This window comes from Polaromonas sp. CF318, assembly GCF_000282655.1.
Lineage (GTDB): Bacteria > Pseudomonadota > Gammaproteobacteria > Burkholderiales > Burkholderiaceae_C > Polaromonas.
Genome location: NZ_AKIV01000141.1, coordinates 1 through 20108, shown reverse-complemented (window position 1 = coordinate 20108; position 20108 = coordinate 1). Strand labels below are relative to the sequence as shown.

Here is a 20108-nt window from a genome sequence, read left to right as displayed (position 1 = left end):
ATCGCGAACGACGGTTTCGCGCAGGCGATAAAATACGGCGCTGCTCACGCACGATCTGAAGGCTGAACTGAAGGAGTGCGCGGCGGGCCTTCTGCCCTCTTGCATTGCCCAAACTACTTTTCGTTCTTTCCTTCTTTCTTTTTCTCATGAGCGCCTTTAACACCGAACGCATTATTTCCGTCCACCACTGGACCGATACGCTCTTCAGCTTCACCGCCACGCGGGATCCCGGCTTTCGTTTCGTCAACGGCCAATTCACCATGATCGGCCTGCCTGTCGACGGCAAGCCATTGATGCGCGCCTACAGCGTGGCCAGCGCCAACCATGAGGACCAGCTGGAATTTTTCAGCATCAAGGTGGCCAACGGCCCGCTGACCTCGCGGCTGCAGCACCTGAAACCCGGCGACGACATCCTGGTGGGCCGCAAGCCCACCGGCACGCTGCTGCTGCAAAACCTGCTGCCCGGCAAGACGCTGTGGCTGCTGGCGACCGGCACCGGCCTGGCGCCCTTCCTCTCGCTGATCAAGGACCCCGACACCTATGAGCGCTTTGAGCGCGTGGTGCTGGTGCACGGCTGCCGCACCAGCGCCGAGCTGGCCTACCGCGGGCTGATCGAACACGAGTTGCATGAGCATGAATTCCTGGGCGAACTCGTGCGCGGGCGGCTGATGTACTACCCAACCGTGACACGTGAGCGCTTTCGCAACGAGGGTCGCATCACCGAGCTCATGCAGTCGGGCAAGATCTACAGCGATCTTGGCTTGCCGGCGATCTCGGCGGACAGTGACCGCCTGATGCTGTGCGGCAGCCCCGACATGCTGCGTGACATCAAGGCCATGCTGGAAGCCCAGGGCCTGGAAGAAGGCAATATGCAGCACGCCGGCCACTTCGTGGTGGAGCGCGCCTTCGCTGAGCGCTGAGCGCCGGCCCCGCAGCAATACGAACGGTTCTCACAATCAAACGCAAGCAGACCGCGCCAGCAGGGGGAATGCTTGAGTTGCGGGCTGCGGCCAGTGACAATGGGCGATCCGCACTACAACGATAAGGAATTCCCATGAAAGGCGACGCAAAAGTCATCGCTCATCTGCAGGCGCAGCTCAAGAATGAACTGACGGCCATCAACCAGTACTTTCTGCACTACCGCATGTACAAGCACTGGGGCCTGGACAAGCTGGCCAAGAAGGAATACGAGGAATCCATCGGCGAAATGAAACACGCCGACAAGCTGATGGACCGCATCTTCATGCTCGACGGCCTGCCCAACCTGCAGGACCTGGGCAAGCTGATGATCGGCGAGGACGTGCTGGAAGCCCTGAACTGCGACCTGAAAGCCGAAACCGGCGCGCAGGCGACGATCAAGGACGGCATCGCCCACTGCGAAAGCGTGCGCGACTACGTCTCGCGCGACCTGCTGCAGGAAATCCTGGACGACACCGAAGAGCACATCGACTTCCTGGAAACCCAGATCGAGCTGGTCGCCAAGGTCGGCGTGCAGAACTACCTGCAAAGCCAGATGGGTGAAATCAGCTAAGCCCTTGCGGCAACCTCGCACCTTCGGTGCAGCTCAACGAAATACGGGGCCCATGGGCCCCGTTGTCGTTTCGGCAGCTTTTGCCGCCTATCTCATTCCTGCGCGGCCCCGCCTTGAAGTGGGTTTTGGGCTCTCTGTTTGGCATTTTTGCCACAAAACAAGCCTTGCGGCACGCCGTTCTTCATCGTTTAGAAACAAGATATTACGAATCATTATCATTTGGGATAAACTTCGAACGAACTTTTCGAGCCAGCCAACTCGCGTCCCTTCTCGGTGATTTCGAGCCAGCCAAGCTTTTTCCTGAACCCGGTCCGCCTGCCACAGGCCGGACCCTGCTTGGAGGCCATCTTGGCACACCCGTCCGCTCGCGCCGCAAAAACTGCGCGCAATAAAAAAAACCGCAACGCCGGTACCAACAGCTTTGCCCCTCTCGCCGCGCCAGCGGTTTCTGCCCCATCTTCCGATAAAGCCCTGCTGCCGCTGGGCGCGCTGATGCTGGCGGTCTCGGTGTCCGGATGGGCGCAAAGCGCCGCGCCGGCGCCCGCCGCCGCAAGCACCGCGACTTCCGCGCAGGCCGAGGGCAAAACCCTGGCACCCGTTACGGTCACAGGCACGCGCGACCGCGAGAACCAAACCTACCAGAGCGGCATCACCAGCGTCGGCAAGATGCCTGTGGCTGCCAAGGATATTCCCCAATCGCTGACGGTCGTCAATGAAAAGCTCATGCACGACCAGGGCAAGGACAGCTTCAAGAGCGCCCTGGAAAATGTCATCGGCATCACGTTTGAAGCCGGCGAAGGCGGCCGCGTCGGCGACAACATCCGCCTGCGCGGCTTCAGCGCGGCGGGCGACATTTACCTGGACGGCATGCGCGACATCGCGCAGTACAACCGCGACAACTTCAACACCGAGCGCATCGAAGTGCTACGCGGCGCGGCCTCCATGCTGTTCGGCCGCGGCTCCACCGGCGGCGTGATCAACCAGGTCAGCAAGCAGGCACGCCTGATCACCGAACACGAGGTGAACGCCACCGTCGGCACCAAGGGCTACCAGCGCTACCAGGGCGACTTCAACTTCAAGGTCGGCGACGACGCGGCCTTCCGTATCAACGCCATGGCCACCGACGGCGACGGCCGCGGCGATAACGCCAGCGCCTCCACCCACCGCCGCGGCCTGGCGATGGACTACCGCTTCGGCATCGGCACGGCGAACGAATTCGAGATCAGCTACTACCACCTGCACTACAACGACAAACCCGACTGGGGCTTTGCGTGGCTCAACAGCCGCCCCGCTCCTTCGCCGACCAACCAATACTGGTACGGCCTGAATACCGACTTCCAGAATGACAAGGCCGATGCGCTGACGCTGTCTCACACGCACCGCTGGGCGGATGGCAGCAGCCTGAAAACCACACTGCGCGACGGCTATTATTCACGCGCCATGTGGGCCACGCAGTCCAGCTTCGCTGCAGGCACGACGATCTTCAATCTGAACCCCAATACGGTAGTCAATCGCGGCAATAACTCCAAATCAGGCAAGGAGCATCACACCTTCCTGCAGACGGACTACCTCACAAGCACCAACTGGTTTGGGCGCAAAAACAGCATCCTCGTCGGTGCCGAATATGCAGTTGAAAACTCCAGCCGGTCCACTTACCCGTTCATTACCGCTGCGCTCGCGCCAAAACCTTCTACTACGGTTGGCAACCCGATCAGCACCGGTATCAGTGGCAATCTCACGGAGCGCGTTGCAACGCAGTTCAAAGCCACCACGCTGGGGCTTTACGGACAGGACACCATTGACCTCACGCCTTACTGGAAACTGGTGGGCGGACTTCGAATCGACAATTTCCGCGGTGACTTTGATCGCTCCGGAAATACGGCACCCAACAACACCCCTCTGAGCCGGTCAGACACACTGCTAAGCAAGCGTCTTGGCGTGATGTTCCAACCCTCGGAGGAAGTGAGTTATTACGCCGCCTACGGCACCTCTTTCAATACCTCGGGCGACCTCTACCAGTTCGATCCTCAATCGGCCAACACCCCGCCCGAGAGCAGCCGCAACATGGAGATCGGCGCCAAGTGGGAACTCTACGGCGGTGACCTGTCTTTCCGTACGGCGCTGGCACGCACCGAGAAATACAACGAGCGCAACACGGACATCGACACCGCCAACAACTCCTACCTGCTGTCCGGCAAGCGCCACACCGACGCACTCGAATTCGAGATCGCCGGGCGTATTACGCCGCAGTGGGATGTGTTCGCGGGTATCGGTTTTCTCAAGGCGAAGATCGACAAGTCCGGCTCCAATGCCGCCGGCCTTGCCGAAGTCGGCGAGAACCCAGGCCTGAGCCCGAGCCGCCAAGCCACACTGTTCACCACCTACCGCATCGGCGACAAGTGGCGCATCGGCGGCGGCTTCACAGCCGTCAGCACCAACAAGCCGGCCAACAGCGTCACCACCACCAACCGCGCGCCGGGCTATGTCAAGGCCGACGCGCTGGTGGAATATCGCATCAGCGAAGGCAACACCGTCAAGCTGAACATCGACAACCTGTTCGACAAGGTCTACTACAACACGCTGTACCGCGGTTTCGCCGCGCCCGGCGACGCGCGCAGCGTGCGCGTGACGCTGACCAGCAAGTTCTGATTCGAAGAAGAATTTTTTCAAGGTCTTGGGCACCTGGGGGATACTCCGGGTGCCTTTTTTCATTTCAGCGATCTTTCCGGAGATTCCTCCATGCTGCTTCGCATTCATCAAGCCCTCCAGCCCGGCGAACTCGCACAGGTCCGCGAGCTGATCCTGGGTGCCGACTGGGCCGACGGCCGCATCACCGCCGGCAGCCAGAGCGGTACCGTCAAGAACAACCTGCAACTGCCCGAAGAATTGCCGGCCGCCCAGCAGGCGCGCCATATCGTGTCGGTGGCACTGGCCCGCAACCCCATGTTCGTCACCGGGGCGCTGCCCAAATCGGTCTACCCGCCGCTGTTCAACCGCTACGGCGGCGACACCAACAACTTCGGCAACCACATCGACAATGCCGTGCGCACGCATGCGGCCAGCGCGCGACATGTGCGCACAGACATTTCCTGCACGCTGTTCCTGAGCGACCCGGCCAGCTATGACGGCGGCGAGTTGGTGGTGCAGGACACCTACGGCGAGCAGCGCATCAAGTTCGACGCCGGCGACCTGGTCATGTACCCGGGCACCTCCGTGCACCGCGTGGAGCCGGTCACGCGCGGCGAACGGCTGGCCTGCTTTTTCTGGATCGAAAGCATGGTTCGCTCCGACGCCCAGCGCCGGCTTCTGTACGAAATGGACATGGCCATCACCTCACTGCGCCAGAAAGACCTGGAACGCGCGGCCCAGGGCGCCGCCGAGAGCCCGGAGGTGGTGCGGCTGACCGGCTGCTATCACAACCTGCTGCGCATGTGGGCTGAGGTCTAAAGGTCTCGGCGGGCATCACCCCTCCCGCCGGGGGTCTTTTGGGGCCGGAGAACGCAGCTGCGCGTTTCACTCAGAACACTACAAAATTCATAGCATTCAAGGCTTTCCAGGCTTTGATGAATTGGATTTTCAGGCTGGGCCGTTGATGGTAGGAAGCGCGCCGACAGCGGCCCGACATCGAAATAAGGCCCTCAAGATTGCAAATGCGACAGATTCGCATTTATAATCGATCCACCGATTGAATCAATCCCCTGCCAGGCCCCTCCATGATTGTTTGCGTCTGCCGCCGTATCTCCGACCGCGAAATCGTCCGCCACGCCCGCGCGGGCCTGGGCTTTGACGAAATCCAGTTCGAACTCGGCGTGGCCACCCAGTGCGGCCAATGCGAAGGCTGCGCCCGTGACGTGGTGGCGCAGTGCAGCAACAGCTGCCCGACCGCCAACATCAAGCTTGCCACCCATACACAGGAAGGCAGCCCATGGAACATCTTGCAACACTCACCCCAAGCCTGATTGCGGCACTTCCCGCCAGCCTGGTCCTGGTGGTAGCGTCCACGTGGTGGATCTTCCGCCGCTGATTCTGCTCAGACATCGATAGAACCGGACCGCGATACGCTCGCGGCCCTTCGCCTACCCACCAATTTCCCGATGACCGCCACTTTCTCCACCGCCCCGCGTCCGCCCGCGCCGCGCCAGCCCCTGAGCCGGAATGCCGTGATCGCCCTGGTGGTGGTCGGCCTGCACATCGGCTTCATCTGGGCACTGCAAAGCGGCCTGCTGATGCGCGCCGCGGAAATCGTGGTGCCCGCTGAAATCCTGACGCAATTCATCAGCCCGCCCGCGCCCAAGGTGGAGCCTGTGCCCCCCACGCCGCCCACACCGGCTGTGCAGAAAAAGCCCGTCGCAAAAGCACCCGTGCAGCCGGCGCCCCAACCGCTGGCCATTCCCGATCCGGCGCCCTCTCCGAATGCCCCGACGGGCGTGGTCACGCCGCCGCTGCCGCCCGCGCCTGTGGCTGTGGCACCCGCAGCGCCGCCGGGGCCTCCCGTTGTGCAGTTGCCCTCCAGCGATGCCGATTACCTGCAAAACCCGACGCCGGTTTACCCTACTTTGAGCCGGCGCATGGGTGAGCAGGGCAAGGTGACCCATAAGGTATGGATAGGCGTGGACGGAAAGGCCCAGCGCGCCGAACTCATCACTTCGAGCGGTTATCCCCGCCTCGACAAAGCGGCCTACGACGCCGTCATGAGCTGGCGCTATGTGCCCGGCAAACGAAACGGCGTTCCCGAAGCCATGCCCTTCAATGTCCCCATCAACTGGACATTAAAAGACTGAGCGAAATCTTTTTGAACCTTGGAGTATTGATTCATGAATTCCCAATTCGGCCTTGCCAACGTCTGGAGCCAGGGCGATATCGTCACCAAATCAGTGGCGGTGCTGCTGCTGGTGATGTCGCTGGCCTCTTGGATGGTCATCATCATCAAGTCACTGGACCTCATCAAGTACAAAAAGATCGCCCGCGCGGCCGAAGACTTCTGGCATAGCGAGGACTTCGCGGCCGGCCTCACCAAGCTCGGCGGCGACCCGACCAACCCCTTTCGCCAGTTGGCCCTGGAAGGCCGCGAAGCCACCCTGCACCACCGCAACACCAAGGCGCACCTGCATGACGCCCTGGACGTGAGCGACTGGGTCACGCGCACGCTGCGCAACACGATTGACGAATTCACCGGCAAGCTGCAGTCCGGCCTGGCCATCCTGGCCTCCGTCGGCTCGACCGCGCCTTTCGTCGGCTTGTTCGGCACCGTGTGGGGTATCTACCATGCGCTGCTGTCCATAGGCGCGGCCGGCCAGGCAACCATCGACAAGGTGGCCGGCCCCATCGGCGAATCGCTGATCATGACGGCCCTGGGCCTGGCGGTGGCCATTCCCGCCGTGCTGGGCTACAACGCGCTGGTGCGCGGCAACAAAGGCGTGCTGCAAAAGCTCAACCGCTTCGCGCACGACCTGCATGCCTACTTCGTGACCGGTGCCCGCGTCAGCGCCGGCGGCCAGGCCAACGTCGTGGCCATGAAAAAGGCCTGAACATCCCTATCCATATGGCCCCGCGACCCGAGAGCGTGGGGCCTCCTATTCAGTGATCGAGAAGCACCATGGCCTTTGGAACCCAAGACGACAGCGATGACGTGATGAATGAGATCAACATGACGCCCATGGTGGACATCATGCTGGTGCTGCTCATCATCTTCATCATCACGGTCCCCGTGATGAAACACTCCGTCAACATCGACCTGCCGCGCGCTTCCAACGAAGCGCAGAACATCAAGCCGGAAACGGTTCGCCTGAGCGTGGACGCTGAAGGCAGCTATTTCCTCAACGAAACCAAAATCACCGACGAACAGCTGGGCACCCAGCTCAAGGCCGCGGCGGCCCAGAACCCGCAACCCGAGTTGCACATCCGCGGCGACAAGTCGGTTCGCTATGAACGTGTAGCGCAGGCAATGGCAGCCGCGCAACAGGCCGGCCTGCGCAAGATCGGCTTTATCACCGAACCCAAGAACTGATCAAGGCCTGCCGCCCTGAACCGCGCGGCGGGCCTTTTCCTTTGACACAAAAAGAAAACACTTCGGAGCCCAAACTCGCTTGACTTTCAAATGAGAATGGTTATCATTAACTTCACGAAACCCAAACAGGTTTAAACCATGAGCATCGCACTGCCCCCCTCCAACACCTTAAGCCTTCCTGCCCGAGCCCCCGTGCGCACAGAGACCGCTTCGGGCGGCCAGGGCAGTCCTGCGGCCACGGTCAGCAGCACGGAAATCCTGCGCGGACAAAAGGCCGTGGAAATCAACCACAACGGCGCCACCTACCGGCTGCAAGCCACGCGCCTAGGCAAACTGATTTTGACCAAATAAGGTCCGTACACGAGTTTCAGCACAGTTTTTTTCATCAAGAGTTTCATCGTGGGGCGATCCGGGGCTACCAAGCTCCCAAGGTCGTTTTTAGCCAGCCATAGACTCCCTGGAGTTGTTTAGCCAGGCTTTTTTTCCTGATGCTTCTGCTCACGCCAACAAAAAAGCCGACCTGGTGGTCGGCTTTTTTCATGCCCGCCGGCAAGCGGTTCTGGTTCTTAAAGGCCGATGGCGGCCATGCCAGCACGCGCGATCTGCGCGTCTTCGCTGGACTTCACACCGCTCACGCCCACAGCACCGATGCATTGGCCGTCTTTCATGATGGGCACGCCGCCTTCCAGCATGCCATGAAGGTAGGGTGCCGACAGGAAAGACATGCGCCCGCCGTTGATGACGTCTTCGTAGATCTTGCTGTCACGGCGGCCCATGGCGGCGGTATTGGCTTTGGCGGGCGCAAGGTGCGAGGAAATCGGCGGTGCGCCGTCCAGGCGCTGCAGGTGCAGCAGGTGGCCGCCGTCGTCAACGATGGCGATGGTCACGGCCCAGTTGTTCTTGAGGGCTTCCGCCTCGGCGGCCGAGGCGATGGTTTTAACGTCTGCGAATTCAAGCACTGCTTTTGATTTCATGGTCTTCAGGATTTTCCGTTGATGGCAAAGATACCGAGCATACGCAAATTCGAGGCCGTCCTTCGGGCCCATTGCCGCCAAATTAGCTTATAGAACCCTTACAAAAAGTAGGGAGTGCAGGCTGGAAAAACGGCAATGCACCCTAAAATAATCTTGCCCGCATTTGCTGGCGCCCTGGAGACGACTCTCATGACTGACAATGTTCAAACTCTCGACTATGGCGTTGCCACAAGCGTCGAGCAGCGCAACAAGGTCCTGCGCAACACCTACTGGTTGCTGGCCCTGAGCCTGTTGCCCACTGTGCTGGGCGCCTGGCTGGGCGTGGCGACCGGCATCACCCGTTCGCTGACAGGCGGATTGGGCCTGATCGTGTTCCTGGGCGGTGCATTCGGCTTTATCTTTGCCATCGAGAAGACCAAGAACTCGGCCGCCGGCGTGCCCGTGCTGCTGGGCTTTACCTTCTTCATGGGCCTGATGCTCTCTCGCCTGATTGCCATGGTGCTGGGCTTCAGCAATGGTTCCTCGCTGGTGATGACGGCTTTTGCCGGCACGGCGGGCGTGATGTTCGTGATGGCCAGCCTGGCCACCGTCATCAAACGCGACCTGAGCGGCATGAGCAAATGGCTTTTTGCCGGCGCCCTGGTCATCATGGTGGCAGCGATCATCAACGTGTTTGTCGGCTCCACCATGATGATGGCGGTGATCAGCACACTGGCCATCGCGGTGTTCAGCGCCTACCTGCTGTATGACCTGAAACAGGTGATCGACGGCGGCGAAACCAACTACATCAGCGCCACCCTGGCCATTTACCTGGACCTGTTCAATATCTTCCAGAGCCTGCTGGCCCTGCTGGGGATCTTCGGCGGCGAAAGAGACTGAACTTGCGCCACACGCAAAAAAGGAGCCCTCGGGCTCCTTTTTTTATGCCCGCTCAAATACGGCAATGGACTCCACATGCGCCGTGTGCGGGAACATGTTGACCACACCGGCCGCCGTGCAGCGCCAGGCGCCGCCTTCCACCAGCACGCCCGCATCGCGCGCCAGGGTGGCCGGGTTGCAGCTCACGTAGACGATGCGCCTGGGCGGTGTCCAGCCGTCCAGGGCCAGGCTTTGCTGGTGCTCGCCGTCGTCGCAGGGAACGCCGCTCGCGATCTGCTGCTGCAGGGCCGCCAGGGACTTGAACAACTCGAACGCCCCTTCGCGCGGTGGGTCCACCAGCCATTTGTCGGCCGCGCCGTCCTTGACCAGCATCGCCGGGGTCATTTCAAACAGGTTGCGCGCCACAAACCGGGTCGGGGCCAATGCGCGGCGGACGGGTGATGCCGCCCGGTTTCTTTCGAAGTTTTCACGGGACCGGGCCACCAGTACTTCGCTGCCCTCGATCCCCAGCACCTCCCGGGCGCGCGTGGCCAGCGGCAGCGTGAAATTGCCCAGGCCGCAAAACCAGTCGATCACCCGCTCATCCGGCCGTACGGCCAGCAGGCGCAGGGCGCGCGACACCAGCACCTGGTTGATCTGCGGATTGACCTGGGTGAAATCGGTCGGCTTGAAAGGCATGGTGATGCCGAATTCGGGCAGGCCGTAGCTCAGTTCCTGCGCGGCATCGTCAAGCAGTTTCACCGTCTCCAGCCCACCGGGCTGCAGCCACCACTGCAGGCCCGGGTGGGCCGCGGCAAAGGCGCGCAAGCGCGCCAGGTCGCCTGCGCTGAGCGGTTCCATATGGCGCAGCACCATGGCCGTCACGTCGTCGCCGCATGCCAGCTCGATCTGCGGCAGGGTTTCTTTCGCGTCCATGCCGCCGATCAGCTCCCGCAGCGGCACCAGCATGTCGCTGACATGGCGGGGCAGCACATGGCATTCGCCCATGTCGGCCACGTAGCTGCTTTTGCGCTCATGGAAACCCACCAGCACCGTTCCTTTTTTGCGCACATAGCGCACCGACAGCCGCGCGCGGTAGCGGTAGCCCCAGGTCGGCCCTTCAATCGGGCGCAGCAGGTTGTCCGCCCTGAGCTTGCCGATGTGCCGGAGGTTGTCTTCCAGCACACGCTGCTTCACGGCCACCTGCGCGCCCGCGTGCAGGTGCTGCATCTTGCAGCCGCCGCAGGCGCCGGTGTGCATGCCGAAATGCGGACAGGCCGGGCGCACGCGCTGGGATGATTCGCGGTGGATAGCCATCACCACGGCTTTTTCAAAGCTGTTCTTCTTGCGGTAGACGTTGGCCGTCACCTGCTCAAAAGGCAATGCGCCCTCGATGAACACCACCTTGCCGTCGGCCCGGTGGGCAATGCCCTGGGCCTCAATGTCGAGCGACTCGACCTCCAGCAGGTCAGGCGGATAGTCCGCGGCTACGGCGGGCTTGGTGATGGGGCTTTCTTCTGTCATGCACCGATTGTCTCAGGCTGCGCTACCATTTTCCGGAGCAGCCAAAGGAATGAAGCATGGAAGTTCGCATCTGCATCGACGTTGACGACATGGAGCGCGCCGTCGCGTTCTACACCCAAGGGCTGGGGCTGCGGGTCGGCCGCCGCTTCAAGACCGATTTTGTGGAAATCCTGGGCGCCGGCAGTCCCATAGACCTGCTCTTCAACGCGCCGGGCACCAAGCCTGTCAGCAGCAGCGAAAGCGTGCGCAATTACCAGCGGCACTGGACGCCGGTTCACCTGGATTTTGTGGTGGAAGACATTGAGGCCGCCGTAACACGGCTGCAGCGCTACGGCGCGGTGCTGGAGATGCCGGTGGCCGATCGCGCCTGGGGGCGCATCGCCGGGCTGGCCGACCCTTTCGGCCACGGGCTGGACCTGCTGGAGTTCAGGGGCCGCGGCTACGACGAGATCGTGGATCCTCGCTGAGAAACCCAAACGGTGGGTAAAGAAAAAGGAGCCGGGCGAACGCCGGGCTCCTTTTGCCTGCGCGGTGCGCTTACTTGGCAGGCAGGTATTTGGCCGGATCCACCGGTTTGCCCTGGCGGCGGATCTCAAAATGCAGTTTCACGCGATCCGCGTCGCTGTTGCCCATCTCGGCGATCTTCTGGCCCTTCTTGACGTTCTGGTCTTCCTTCACCAGCAGCGTCTGGTTGTGCGCATAGGCCGTGAGGAAGGTGTTGTTGTGCTTGAGGATCACCAGGTTGCCGTAGCCGCGCAAGCCGGCGCCCGCGTACACGACACGCCCGTCGGCGGAGGCCACGACCGCATCGCCGGCCTTGCCGGAAATATCGAGGCCCTTGTTTTTGGCTTCGTCAAAGCCCGCCACCATGGGGCCCTGCGCCGGCCAGATCCAGGCAATGTCTTCATCACCACCCGTCGCGGCCGGTGCCGGGCTGGCACTGGTACCGGCGGGCGCCGATGCGGGTTTGGCGGCGCTGGTGGCCTGCGCCGGTGCCGTGCTGGACGCAGGGGCCGAACCGGGTGACACCGGGCGGGTTACGACCAAGGGGTTCTCATTGTTCGGCGGCACGACGCGCAGCACCTGCCCCACTTCAATGATGTTGGGGTTTTCAAGGTTGTTCCAGCGCACGATGTCGCGCCAGTTCTGACCGTTCTCCAGGCCGATGCGGATCATGGTGTCGCCGGGCTTGACCGTGTAGTAGCCGGGTTTGCCGGCGTTCTCAAAACCGGGTAACTGTTTGACGCTACCGGCGTCCACAGCGCCGGGCACGGGACGTGCCCCGAAGGTTCCACGGTCTTCCACCGGCGCGTTGGTGGGGGAACGCGAAGCGCAACCTGCCACGAGCAGCACGGCTGCAAGCATGCAGGACAGGCCCATCCTGCCGGGCATGGAGCGGGTGGCAGGCAGAGTAGCTACCCTGTTCGACCGTACGGTTTGATTCATTGTTTCTTTCGTCTTCAATCTTGGCTGACTTGCCTGAGCCACAAGGCCCGAAGGGCGCGTCTGGTTTATCGGACTTATTTCTTCATGATGCCGGTCTACGCCTCTATGGGCGCCCGGCCTTAGCTTGTCCCCGATTTTAAAGGCACAAAGTGAACGGCTTCCAGCAGGGTCTGCCGCACGCCCTGGGGGGTTTTGTCCAGCACCACCAGCGCTTGCGCGCCACCGGCGGTTTGCATGGGCGCCACCAGGCGACCGCCCACGGCCAGCTGGTCTATCCAGGCCGCGGGGATGGCTTCACCGCCCGCCGCCGCGATGATGGCCGCATAAGGTGCGCCTTTGGCATAGCCCATCATGCCATCCCCAAACAGCAGGTGCAGATTGGGCAGGCGTAAAGTCCGCAGGTTCTCCCTGGCTTTGTCATGCAGGCCGCGCAGCCGCTCAATACTGTAGACCTCCGTGGCCAGGTGGCTGAGCACCGCGGCCTGGTAGCCGCAGCCGGTGCCGATCTCCAGCACCCTGCCCAGTTTTCCCGCGCCACCCACCGCCCCGTGGCGCAGCAACTCAAGCATACGGGCCACCACATTGGGCTTGGAGATGGTCTGGCCCAGGCCTATGGGCAGGCTGGTGTCTTCGTAGGCCTGGTTGACCAGCGCGGAGTCGACAAAACGGTGGCGCTCCACCAGGCCCATGGCGGCCAGTACCTGCGCGTCGATGACGCCCTGCGCCGCGAGCTTGGCCACCATACGCGCGCGCACAGCCTGCGAGTCCAAGCCGACACCGCCTGGCCGCGCGGGTGAGACGCTGGGCCCAGCCTTCTTCGCCGCGTTGGAGCCCGCAGGCACCGAGGGACGGGCACCGGCCGCGCCCAATCGGGTTGCCGATGGAACACCGGCATCAGCTTTGAGGCGCACCGGAAAGGACGGGCGCGGCGCGCCTTCCGGCGCCTTGGAGGCAGGCTTGGCTGCCGCGGGATTAAAAGGCGGCTTGAGGCTGGATTTCATGCGTCAGGCCTTCAGCGCGTCTCGCTCAACCGGGCGGCGGTCTGGGCCCAGTAAGGCAGGCGCTCATGGTCGGTCAGGTCCACCTGCAGCGGCGTGATGGAGACAAACTTCTGGCTGGTCGCGTAGAAGTCGGTGCCCTCACCGGCCTCCTTCGCGGGTCCCGCACCGCCTATCCAGTACATGGTTTCGCCGCGCGGGCTGGTCTGCATGATGACGCGCTCGGCCGCATGGCGGCGCCCCAGGCGGCAGACTTTCATGCCGCGGATCTCATCGTCGGGCAGGTTGGGAATATTCACGTTGAGCAGCCACGGCGGCACCGTGGGCTCCGTGCCCTCGGCCACATTCTCCAGCGACGGAATCAGCTGCCGCACCAGCTCGGCCGCGCGCCTGGCCGCGACATCGATGTGGGCCCAGCCTTTTTCAGTCTGCGAAAAGGCGACGGACGGGATGCCGAATAAATAACCCTCCATGGCCGCGCCCACCGTGCCGGAGTAAATCGTGTCGTCGCCCATGTTGGCGCCATTGTTGATGCCGGACACCACCAGGTCGGGCCGGTAGCCCAGCAGGCCGGTCAGCGCGATGTGGACGCAGTCGGCCGGCGTGCCGTTGATGTAGCGAAAACCGTTGGCCGCCGTCTGTACATACATCGGCGAGTGCAGGGTCAGCGCGTTGGATTTGGCGCTGTTGTTCTGCTCGGGTGCCACGACCTCGACATCCGCAACGGTTTTAAGCGCTTCGTAGAGGGCGATGATGCCGGAAGCCTGGTAACCGTCGTCGTTGCAGATGAGAATTTTCATGGGGTGATTTTACGGTCACGGCCGTGACAGCCCGGACCTCTTTGGGACTGGCGAGCGTCCCTGCTTTGCCTATGATGCAGTCAAGGCGCCGCCCTCCCCGTTTTCCGCTTCTTCAAGCATGTCGCCGCCTTCAGACCCTCACCTCATCGGAGACATCTCATGCAAGCCTGGCTTTGTGAAAACCCCACCGGCGTAGACGCCCTGACCTGGAAAGAGCTTCCCACGCCGCAACCCAAGGCCGGCGAAGTCCTGATTGAAATCAAGGCGGCCAGCCTGAACTTCCCCGACCTGTTGATCGTGCAGAACAAATACCAGATGAAGCCCCCCCTGCCCTTTGTGCCGGGCTCCGAGTACGCGGGCGTCGTCCAGGCCGTGGGGGAAGGCGTCAAGCACCTCCAGGTGGGGCAAAACGTCGCGTGCCTCTCGGGCACAGGCGGGTTCGGTACGCACACCATCGCGCCGGCAGCCCTGTGCATGCCGCTACCCCCGGGCTTTTCTTATGTGGACGCCGCCGCGTTCATCATGATTTACGCCACCTCCTGGCATGCCCTGATGGACCGCGCGCAGCTCAAGGCGGGAGAAACCGTGCTGGTGCTGGGCGCCGCGGGCGGCGTGGGCACCGCCGCCATCCAGATCGCCAAGGCCGCCGGCGCGCGCGTGATCGCGGCCGCCTCCACCGACGAGAAATGCGCGCTCTGCACCTCCATAGGCGCGGATGCCACCATCAACTACAGCAGCAAGAACCTGCGCGACGAAATCAAGGCCTTGACCGAAGGCAAGGGGCCGGATGTGATCTACGACCCCGTAGGCGGCGATTTTGCCGAGCCGGCCTTCCGCTCCATCGCCTGGCGCGGCCGGTATTTGGTCGTCGGCTTCGCCTCGGGCCCCATCCCCGCCCTGCCGCTGAACCTGACACTGCTCAAGGGCGCCTCCATCGTGGGGGTGTTCTGGGGCGACTTTGCCAAACGCGAGCCCAAGGCCAATGCCGCCATGATGGCTGAACTGGCGGGCTGGTACGCGCAGGGCAAGATCAAGCCGGTGATAGACCGCACCATGCCCATGGCCGAGCTCAAGGCCGCCTATGCCCACATGGGCTCGCGCGGTGTCAAGGGCAAGCTGGTGATGGTCAACTGAGTTTTCCCAGAGTGCGGCGGTCCCGCAGAGCCGAATCCGTGGCTAGTTGTTGGTCACGTTCCCGACGCTGCAGGCAGCCTTGACGATGCGCGCATTGGGATCGTCGTCACTGTCCTTGAAGATCATCGGGCGTATATCGTCCCCGGCATAGGTGGTGATCCTGAAAGGCTCCCCGCGAAAGTCCGGCTGGGCATAAAAAGCCGCCTTCACGTAACGGGCGATTTGCTGGGTGCAGTCGATCTGCACCTCGGTCGCCACCGAGCGGAACTGAAGGGCCTCGCCGGCGGGAGCCCATTGCGTCGCGCGGTTGATGCGCACCGGGAGGAGCCGCAGATCGTCCTTGACCTCGATGGCGGCCACGTTGACTTGGATGTAGTAGCTCGCGGAATTGGCGGGATCACCGGTGATGGTCAACCAGGTGTCGGCCGCATGCGCGCCGGCCACCCCCACCAGCACCGCAGCAAGAAAAACGGCCGGCAAGCGGATCAAGAAATGTCTGGCCGAGGCGAAATGACCAAATGTCTGAAACAAGGCGTTCCTGTCGCGAAAGACGGTTCCCCGAAATTTGTGAGAAAACCGGGTGGGAGAGGGGCTGAAGTGGCGGACACACAGTCTGAAACAGCTGCCAGCGTCTGTATCTTGCCGCACATTGGCAGCGTGGGCGTTTCGAATTGTGACGGCGGCAAGCCCAAGGAAAAAATCCCGCGCACCAAACGGTACGCGGGATTTCAGATACTGGGGTGGCTGATGGGGCTCGAACCCACGACAACAGGAATCACAATCCTGGACTCTACCAACTGAGCTACAGCCACCGGAGCCCTGCATTATAGCGGCAAAGCCGCCACTTCTTTATTGGGTCACAACTTCTTCCGCGTTCGCCTTGGCCGGGACAGGCTTTGGAACGAGGATTTCCGCCTTGAACCGGTCTTTCAGGCTGTTGTAATACGCCAGGCTTTCCGCTGACGTCCACCATTGCGCATACTGGTCGCGCTGCTGTTTGGCGGCGGCTTCGACCGGTGCGTCGCGGGGAACCACCTTCTCGACCTTGACGATGGCGTAGCCCTGGCTTCCCAGGTCGACGCCCGCAAAAGCCGGCAAGGCGGCGATGTCGGCGCGCAGCGCGGCATCGATCACCGGGACAGGCAGCTTCTGCGTCTGTTCACGGGACACCACGACCGGCGCGGCCAGGCCCGTTGCCGACACGGGAGCGGCTTTCCAGGCGGCCAGCTTGGCCACGCCTTCCTTGCGAGCCTCTTCCGCGGCGCGTTGGGCCAGCCAGCGCTGGCGCACGGTGTCTTTGACTTCGGCCAAGGGGCGGGTGTGCGCGGGGGTGTATTGCACGATGCGGCCCGAGGCCAGCTGGCTGGGTCCCACTTCAATGGCTTCGGTGTTGCGTTTTTTCTCGATCGAGTCCGGGGCAAACAAGGCGTTCAGGAATTTGGCGTTTGCCAACGCGCCGGTCGCGCCGACCTGGGGCTGACGCGTCACATTGGCCGCCGACTTGATTTCCAGCTTCAGCTTGTCTGCCGCCGGCTTGAGGCTTTCAGCCTGCTCGTATACCGCGTTGGTAAAGACATCGGCAGATTCAGCGAACTTCTTCTGAGCTTCCTGCTTTTTCATGGCGGCCTCAAGTTCCGGGCGCAGTTCTTCAAAGCTGCGTTGCTTGACGTCCGTCAGCTTGATGATGTGGTAACCAAATTCGGACTCGACGACGTCGCTGATCTCGCCTTTTTTCATGGAGAAGACGGCATCCTCAAAAGGCTTCACCATGGAGTTGCGCCCGAAGAAATCCAGGTCGCCCCCCTTGGCCGCCGAGCCGGGGTCTTGTGAATTCTTGCGTGCCACGTCGGCGAAGGTGTCGGGGGACTTCTTGACCAGGGCCAGCAGTTCCTGCGCTTTCGCCTTGGCTTTTTCACGGTCGACCGCCGGGGCGGACTTGGGAGACGCGATCAGGATATGGCTGGCCCGCCGCTCGCCCTCGAAGCGCGGAAGATTCTGCTCGTAATAGGTTTTCAGGTCGGCCGGGTTGACGGCGATGCTCTTGCCCACACCGTCCATGTCCAGCAACACATATTCAATGCTGGCCTGCTCGGGCGCCTGGAAGAGTTTTTCGTTGGCCTTGTAATACTGCTCGAGCTCGGCGTCCGTGGGATTCAGCTTGGCGATGAAGTCGGCGGCATTGAAGCGGGCCAGCTGGATTTCACGCTTTTCGAAGTAGGCGTTCAGCGAAATGTCGGCGGCCGAATTGGAAGCAAAACCGCTGGCGCCCACACCCGCCAGCACCTGGCGGTTCGACAGGTCGGTTCGCACATTGGCTTCGAACATCTCGGGGCTCATGCCCTGGGCCGCCAGCAACTGGCGATAACGCTCCATGTCGAGGCTGCCGTCCGGCCGGCGCAAGGAGGCGATTTCAGGGCTTTGCTGCAACTCGCGCGCCAGGCGCTCGTTGCTCGTGGTGAGCTTGAACTTCTCGGCCGCCGTGGCCACAACGCGCTCACGCACCAGCCGCTCCAGGGTGGCGTAGCGCGCCTCGGGCGAGTCCAGCAGCTTGGGGTCCAGGTTGGGCATGGAATTGCGGAGCTGGTCCATTTCGCGCTGGTGCGCGCGGTCCCAATCCGACTGCGTGATGTCCCTGCCGTCCACCCTGGCGACCTTCGCACTCTGGTCCTGGGATTTGTTATAGCCATCAAGGCCCAACAACACAAAGGACGGAAGAATCAGCAAAAACAGCAGCACCATGACGATTTTGGTGTGCTTGCGAACGAAATCAAACATCTCGAATTTCCTGTACGACTGCTAACGGACAACCGGGGCCCACCAACAAAAAAGGCGAACCTCGTTCGCCTTTTTCCTCGTGGGTGGTGGGTGCTGACGGGCTCGAACCGCCGACCTACGCCGTGTAAGGGCGCTGCTCTACCAACTGAGCTAAGCACCCCACGTCAAACGTTCTTGTCAGTTCAAAGCATCCTTGAGCGCTTTGCCCGGACGGAACTTTGGAACCTTGGCTGCCTTGATTTTAATCGCATCGCCGGTCCGTGGATTACGGCCGGTGCGCGCAGCGCGTTTGCCCACCGCGAAAGTGCCAAAACCCACCAGAGACACGGAGCCTCCTTTTTTCAGGGTTGTTTTCACAGCGCCAATCGTGGATTCCAGCGCGCGCGTGGCGGCAGCTTTGGAAATGTCAGCATGTTTGGCAATGTGCTCGATCAGTTCGGTCTTGTTCACAAGGAGCCCCTCGTTGATAAAAAGTTAATCTGGTTGTCTCTAAAAAATATCTCCCGGGACACTGTGGTGTAGCGTCAGCGGGAGCGGCTTGTGCAGGTTTTCTGCTGCTTCCAATTAGAGCCATGGACTTCTAACCTGTCAATACAGCAGCAAGTTTTTACAACGTGCGGAGGCGGATTCTAGACGTTTTTTCAGCCCTTTCACGACTTAATCGTAAGCATGGTGTGTAATTTTCATGCTTGACAAAACAGGGCTTTCCGACAAATTTACGACCCGGCCAGCGCCTGTGCGACAGCTTTGCCGACATCGGCCGTTCCGGCCTTTCCGCCCAGGTCGGGCGTGCGCGGCGCACCACTTTCGGGGCTCAATACTTTTTCGATCGCGGCGAGTATGCCGTCGTGCGCTTCCTTGTGCCCGAGGAACTCCAGCATCATTGCACCGCACCAAATCTGCCCTATGGGATTGGCGATGTTGCGCCCCGCGATGTCGGGGGCCGAGCCGTGCACCGGTTCGAACAGCGAGGGGAATTTTCGTTCGGGGTTGAGATTGGCGCTCGGCGCGATGCCAATGGTGCCGGTGCACGCCGGTCCCAGATCGCTCAGAATGTCGCCGAACAGGTTGCTGGCCACCACCACGTCGAAGAAATCCGGGCGTTGCACAAAATGCGCGGTCAGGATGTCGATATGGAATTTATCCAGTCGGATGGCCGGATAGCTTTTTGCCATCTCGGCCACACGCTCGTCCCAGTAAGGCATGGAAATCGAGATGCCGTTGGATTTTGTTGCACTCGTCAGGTGCTTCTTGGGCCGCGATTGCGCCAGCTCGAACGCGAATTTCAGCACCCGGTCGACGCCGATTCGGGTGAACACCGATTCCTGCAGCACGAACTCGCGGTCGGTTCCGGGAAAGGCCTTTCCGCCTATGCTCGAATATTCACCCTCGGTGTTTTCGCGAACGATGTAAAAGTCGATTTCGCCGGGCTGGCGCGGGCTGCCGTCGCGCCGCACCACGGGCGCGATGATGCCGGGCATCAGGCGCGCCGGCCTGAGGTTGATGTACTGGTCGAACTCGCGCCGAAACAGCAGCAGCGAGCCCCACAGGGAGACATGGTCGGCGATCTTCTCGGGCCAGCCCACCGCGCCGAAGTAGATCGCGTCGTGCCCGCCGATCTGGTCTTTCCAGTTGTCGGGAAGCATCTTGCCGTGCTTCTCGAAGTAGTCCCAGCTCGAAAAATCGAAATGGTCGAACTGCAGGTCAATGCCGTACTTGACGGCCGCAGCCTCCATCACGCGCACGCCCTCGGGCATGACTTCCTTGCCGATGCCGTCGCCTGCGATGACGGCGATTCTCTTTTTTCCGGTTTGCTTGCTCATGGTGTTCCTTTGGGTTTTCGGGAGGTCTTGGGTTTACTGGTTCAGGATTTGAAAAATTTCAGCGCTTCGGCCAGCAGCAGTGCCGGCGCTTCTTCCGCGATGTAGTGGCCGCAAGGCAGGGCCAGGCCCGACACGTCCTGCGCGCGCTCGCGCCAGAGATCGAGCACCTTGAAGCATTGGCCCACCGCGCCGTGTTCACCCCACAGCACGCGCAACGGCTGCGCCAGCCGCAGGGCCG

General features: G+C 61.9%; 21 protein-coding genes, 2 tRNA genes and 1 pseudogene. 12 read left to right on the top strand and 12 right to left on the bottom strand.

Features of this window, described 5'->3' with window-relative positions; all coding sequences use genetic code 11:
- Positions 1-146: 146 nt before the first annotated feature.
- From PMI15_RS21625 to PMI15_RS21585, 9 genes are all read left to right on the top strand, one after another.
- Entirely contained in the window at positions 147-920 is a 774-nt protein-coding gene (locus PMI15_RS21625) for a ferredoxin--NADP reductase (RefSeq protein ID WP_007874178.1), read from the top strand.
- Between the two features lie 134 nt (positions 921-1054).
- Positions 1055-1531 carry a bacterioferritin gene (gene bfr / locus PMI15_RS21620; protein ID WP_007874177.1) on the top strand — a complete coding sequence of 159 codons (477 nt, stop codon included), beginning with the start codon at positions 1055-1057 and terminating at the stop codon, positions 1529-1531.
- 348 nt (positions 1532-1879) lie between these two features.
- Positions 1880-4180 carry a TonB-dependent siderophore receptor gene (locus PMI15_RS21615; RefSeq protein WP_157214711.1) on the top strand — a complete coding sequence of 767 codons (2301 nt, stop codon included), beginning with the start codon at positions 1880-1882 and terminating at the stop codon, positions 4178-4180.
- Between the two features lie 90 nt (positions 4181-4270).
- Positions 4271-4978, top strand: coding sequence for a Fe2+-dependent dioxygenase (locus PMI15_RS21610; RefSeq protein WP_007874175.1), 708 nt, complete (start codon positions 4271-4273; stop codon positions 4976-4978).
- Between the two features lie 266 nt (positions 4979-5244).
- Entirely contained in the window at positions 5245-5490 is a 246-nt protein-coding gene (locus tag PMI15_RS21605; RefSeq protein ID WP_007874174.1) for a bacterioferritin-associated ferredoxin, read from the top strand.
- Positions 5491-5625: 135 nt separating this feature from the next.
- Complete coding sequence (locus tag PMI15_RS21600) at positions 5626-6312, top strand: energy transducer TonB (RefSeq protein ID WP_007874173.1); 687 nt, start codon at positions 5626-5628, stop codon at positions 6310-6312.
- A 33-nt stretch (positions 6313-6345) separates the two neighbouring features.
- On the top strand, positions 6346-7059 hold the full coding sequence (locus PMI15_RS21595; RefSeq protein WP_007874172.1) for a MotA/TolQ/ExbB proton channel family protein: 714 nt from the start codon (positions 6346-6348) through the stop codon (positions 7057-7059).
- 68 nt (positions 7060-7127) lie between these two features.
- Positions 7128-7538, top strand: coding sequence for a biopolymer transporter ExbD (locus tag PMI15_RS21590; protein ID WP_007874171.1), 411 nt, complete (start codon positions 7128-7130; stop codon positions 7536-7538).
- A 138-nt stretch (positions 7539-7676) separates the two neighbouring features.
- Positions 7677-7889, top strand: a complete 213-nt coding sequence (locus PMI15_RS21585) for a hemin uptake protein HemP (RefSeq protein WP_007874170.1) — start codon at positions 7677-7679, stop codon at positions 7887-7889.
- Positions 7890-8104: 215 nt separating this feature from the next.
- Here the strand turns inward: PMI15_RS21585 and PMI15_RS21580 are convergent, their stop codons facing one another.
- Positions 8105-8512: a heme-binding protein gene (locus PMI15_RS21580; protein WP_007874164.1), complete on the bottom strand. Its 408-nt coding sequence runs from the start codon at positions 8510-8512 to the stop codon at positions 8105-8107.
- Between the two features lie 189 nt (positions 8513-8701).
- On the opposite strand from PMI15_RS21580, the gene PMI15_RS21575 reads away from it, so the two are divergent.
- On the top strand, positions 8702-9391 hold the full coding sequence (locus PMI15_RS21575; RefSeq protein ID WP_007874162.1) for a Bax inhibitor-1/YccA family protein: 690 nt from the start codon (positions 8702-8704) through the stop codon (positions 9389-9391).
- A gap of 42 nt (positions 9392-9433) precedes the next feature.
- Here the strand turns inward: PMI15_RS21575 and rlmD are convergent, their stop codons facing one another.
- Positions 9434-10894 (bottom strand): 23S rRNA (uracil(1939)-C(5))-methyltransferase RlmD, encoded by a 1461-nt coding sequence (rlmD, locus tag PMI15_RS21570; RefSeq protein ID WP_007874160.1) that lies wholly within the window; start codon positions 10892-10894, stop codon positions 9434-9436.
- A gap of 56 nt (positions 10895-10950) precedes the next feature.
- On the opposite strand from rlmD, the gene PMI15_RS21565 reads away from it, so the two are divergent.
- Positions 10951-11361 (top strand): VOC family protein, encoded by a 411-nt coding sequence (locus tag PMI15_RS21565; protein WP_007874159.1) that lies wholly within the window; start codon positions 10951-10953, stop codon positions 11359-11361.
- Between the two features lie 70 nt (positions 11362-11431).
- Here the strand turns inward: PMI15_RS21565 and PMI15_RS21560 are convergent, their stop codons facing one another.
- From PMI15_RS21560 to surE, 3 genes are all read right to left on the bottom strand, one after another.
- Positions 11432-12286 (bottom strand): peptidoglycan DD-metalloendopeptidase family protein, encoded by an 855-nt coding sequence (locus tag PMI15_RS21560; protein ID WP_007874150.1) that lies wholly within the window; start codon positions 12284-12286, stop codon positions 11432-11434.
- Between the two features lie 173 nt (positions 12287-12459).
- A complete protein-coding gene (locus PMI15_RS21555) occupies positions 12460-13341 on the bottom strand; it encodes a protein-L-isoaspartate(D-aspartate) O-methyltransferase (protein WP_007874148.1) in 882 nt (293 codons plus the stop codon).
- 11 nt (positions 13342-13352) lie between these two features.
- Positions 13353-14138 (bottom strand): 5'/3'-nucleotidase SurE, encoded by a 786-nt coding sequence (gene surE / locus PMI15_RS21550; protein ID WP_007874147.1) that lies wholly within the window; start codon positions 14136-14138, stop codon positions 13353-13355.
- Positions 14139-14297: 159 nt separating this feature from the next.
- Here surE and PMI15_RS21545 point away from each other — a divergent pair, with 159 nt between their 5' ends.
- Positions 14298-15272 carry an NADPH:quinone oxidoreductase family protein gene (locus tag PMI15_RS21545; protein WP_007874146.1) on the top strand — a complete coding sequence of 325 codons (975 nt, stop codon included), beginning with the start codon at positions 14298-14300 and terminating at the stop codon, positions 15270-15272.
- A 42-nt stretch (positions 15273-15314) separates the two neighbouring features.
- Here the strand turns inward: PMI15_RS21545 and PMI15_RS21540 are convergent, their stop codons facing one another.
- From PMI15_RS21540 to PMI15_RS21510, 7 genes and pseudogenes are all read right to left on the bottom strand, one after another.
- A complete protein-coding gene (locus PMI15_RS21540; protein WP_007874144.1) occupies positions 15315-15803 on the bottom strand; it encodes a surface-adhesin E family protein in 489 nt (162 codons plus the stop codon).
- 205 nt (positions 15804-16008) lie between these two features.
- Positions 16009-16084 (bottom strand) — tRNA-His (locus PMI15_RS21535).
- A 37-nt stretch (positions 16085-16121) separates the two neighbouring features.
- On the bottom strand, positions 16122-18047 hold the full coding sequence (locus tag PMI15_RS21530; protein WP_007874142.1) for a SurA N-terminal domain-containing protein: 1926 nt from the start codon (positions 18045-18047) through the stop codon (positions 16122-16124).
- Positions 18048-18131: 84 nt separating this feature from the next.
- Positions 18132-18207 (bottom strand) — tRNA-Val (locus PMI15_RS21525).
- 17 nt (positions 18208-18224) lie between these two features.
- Positions 18225-18497 (bottom strand): HU family DNA-binding protein, encoded by a 273-nt coding sequence (locus PMI15_RS21520; RefSeq protein ID WP_007874140.1) that lies wholly within the window; start codon positions 18495-18497, stop codon positions 18225-18227.
- Positions 18498-18763: 266 nt separating this feature from the next.
- A complete protein-coding gene (locus tag PMI15_RS21515) occupies positions 18764-19870 on the bottom strand; it encodes a tartrate dehydrogenase (protein ID WP_007874138.1) in 1107 nt (368 codons plus the stop codon).
- Between the two features lie 41 nt (positions 19871-19911).
- Positions 19912-20108, bottom strand: a pseudogene (locus PMI15_RS21510) (alpha/beta hydrolase); the annotation flags it as partial.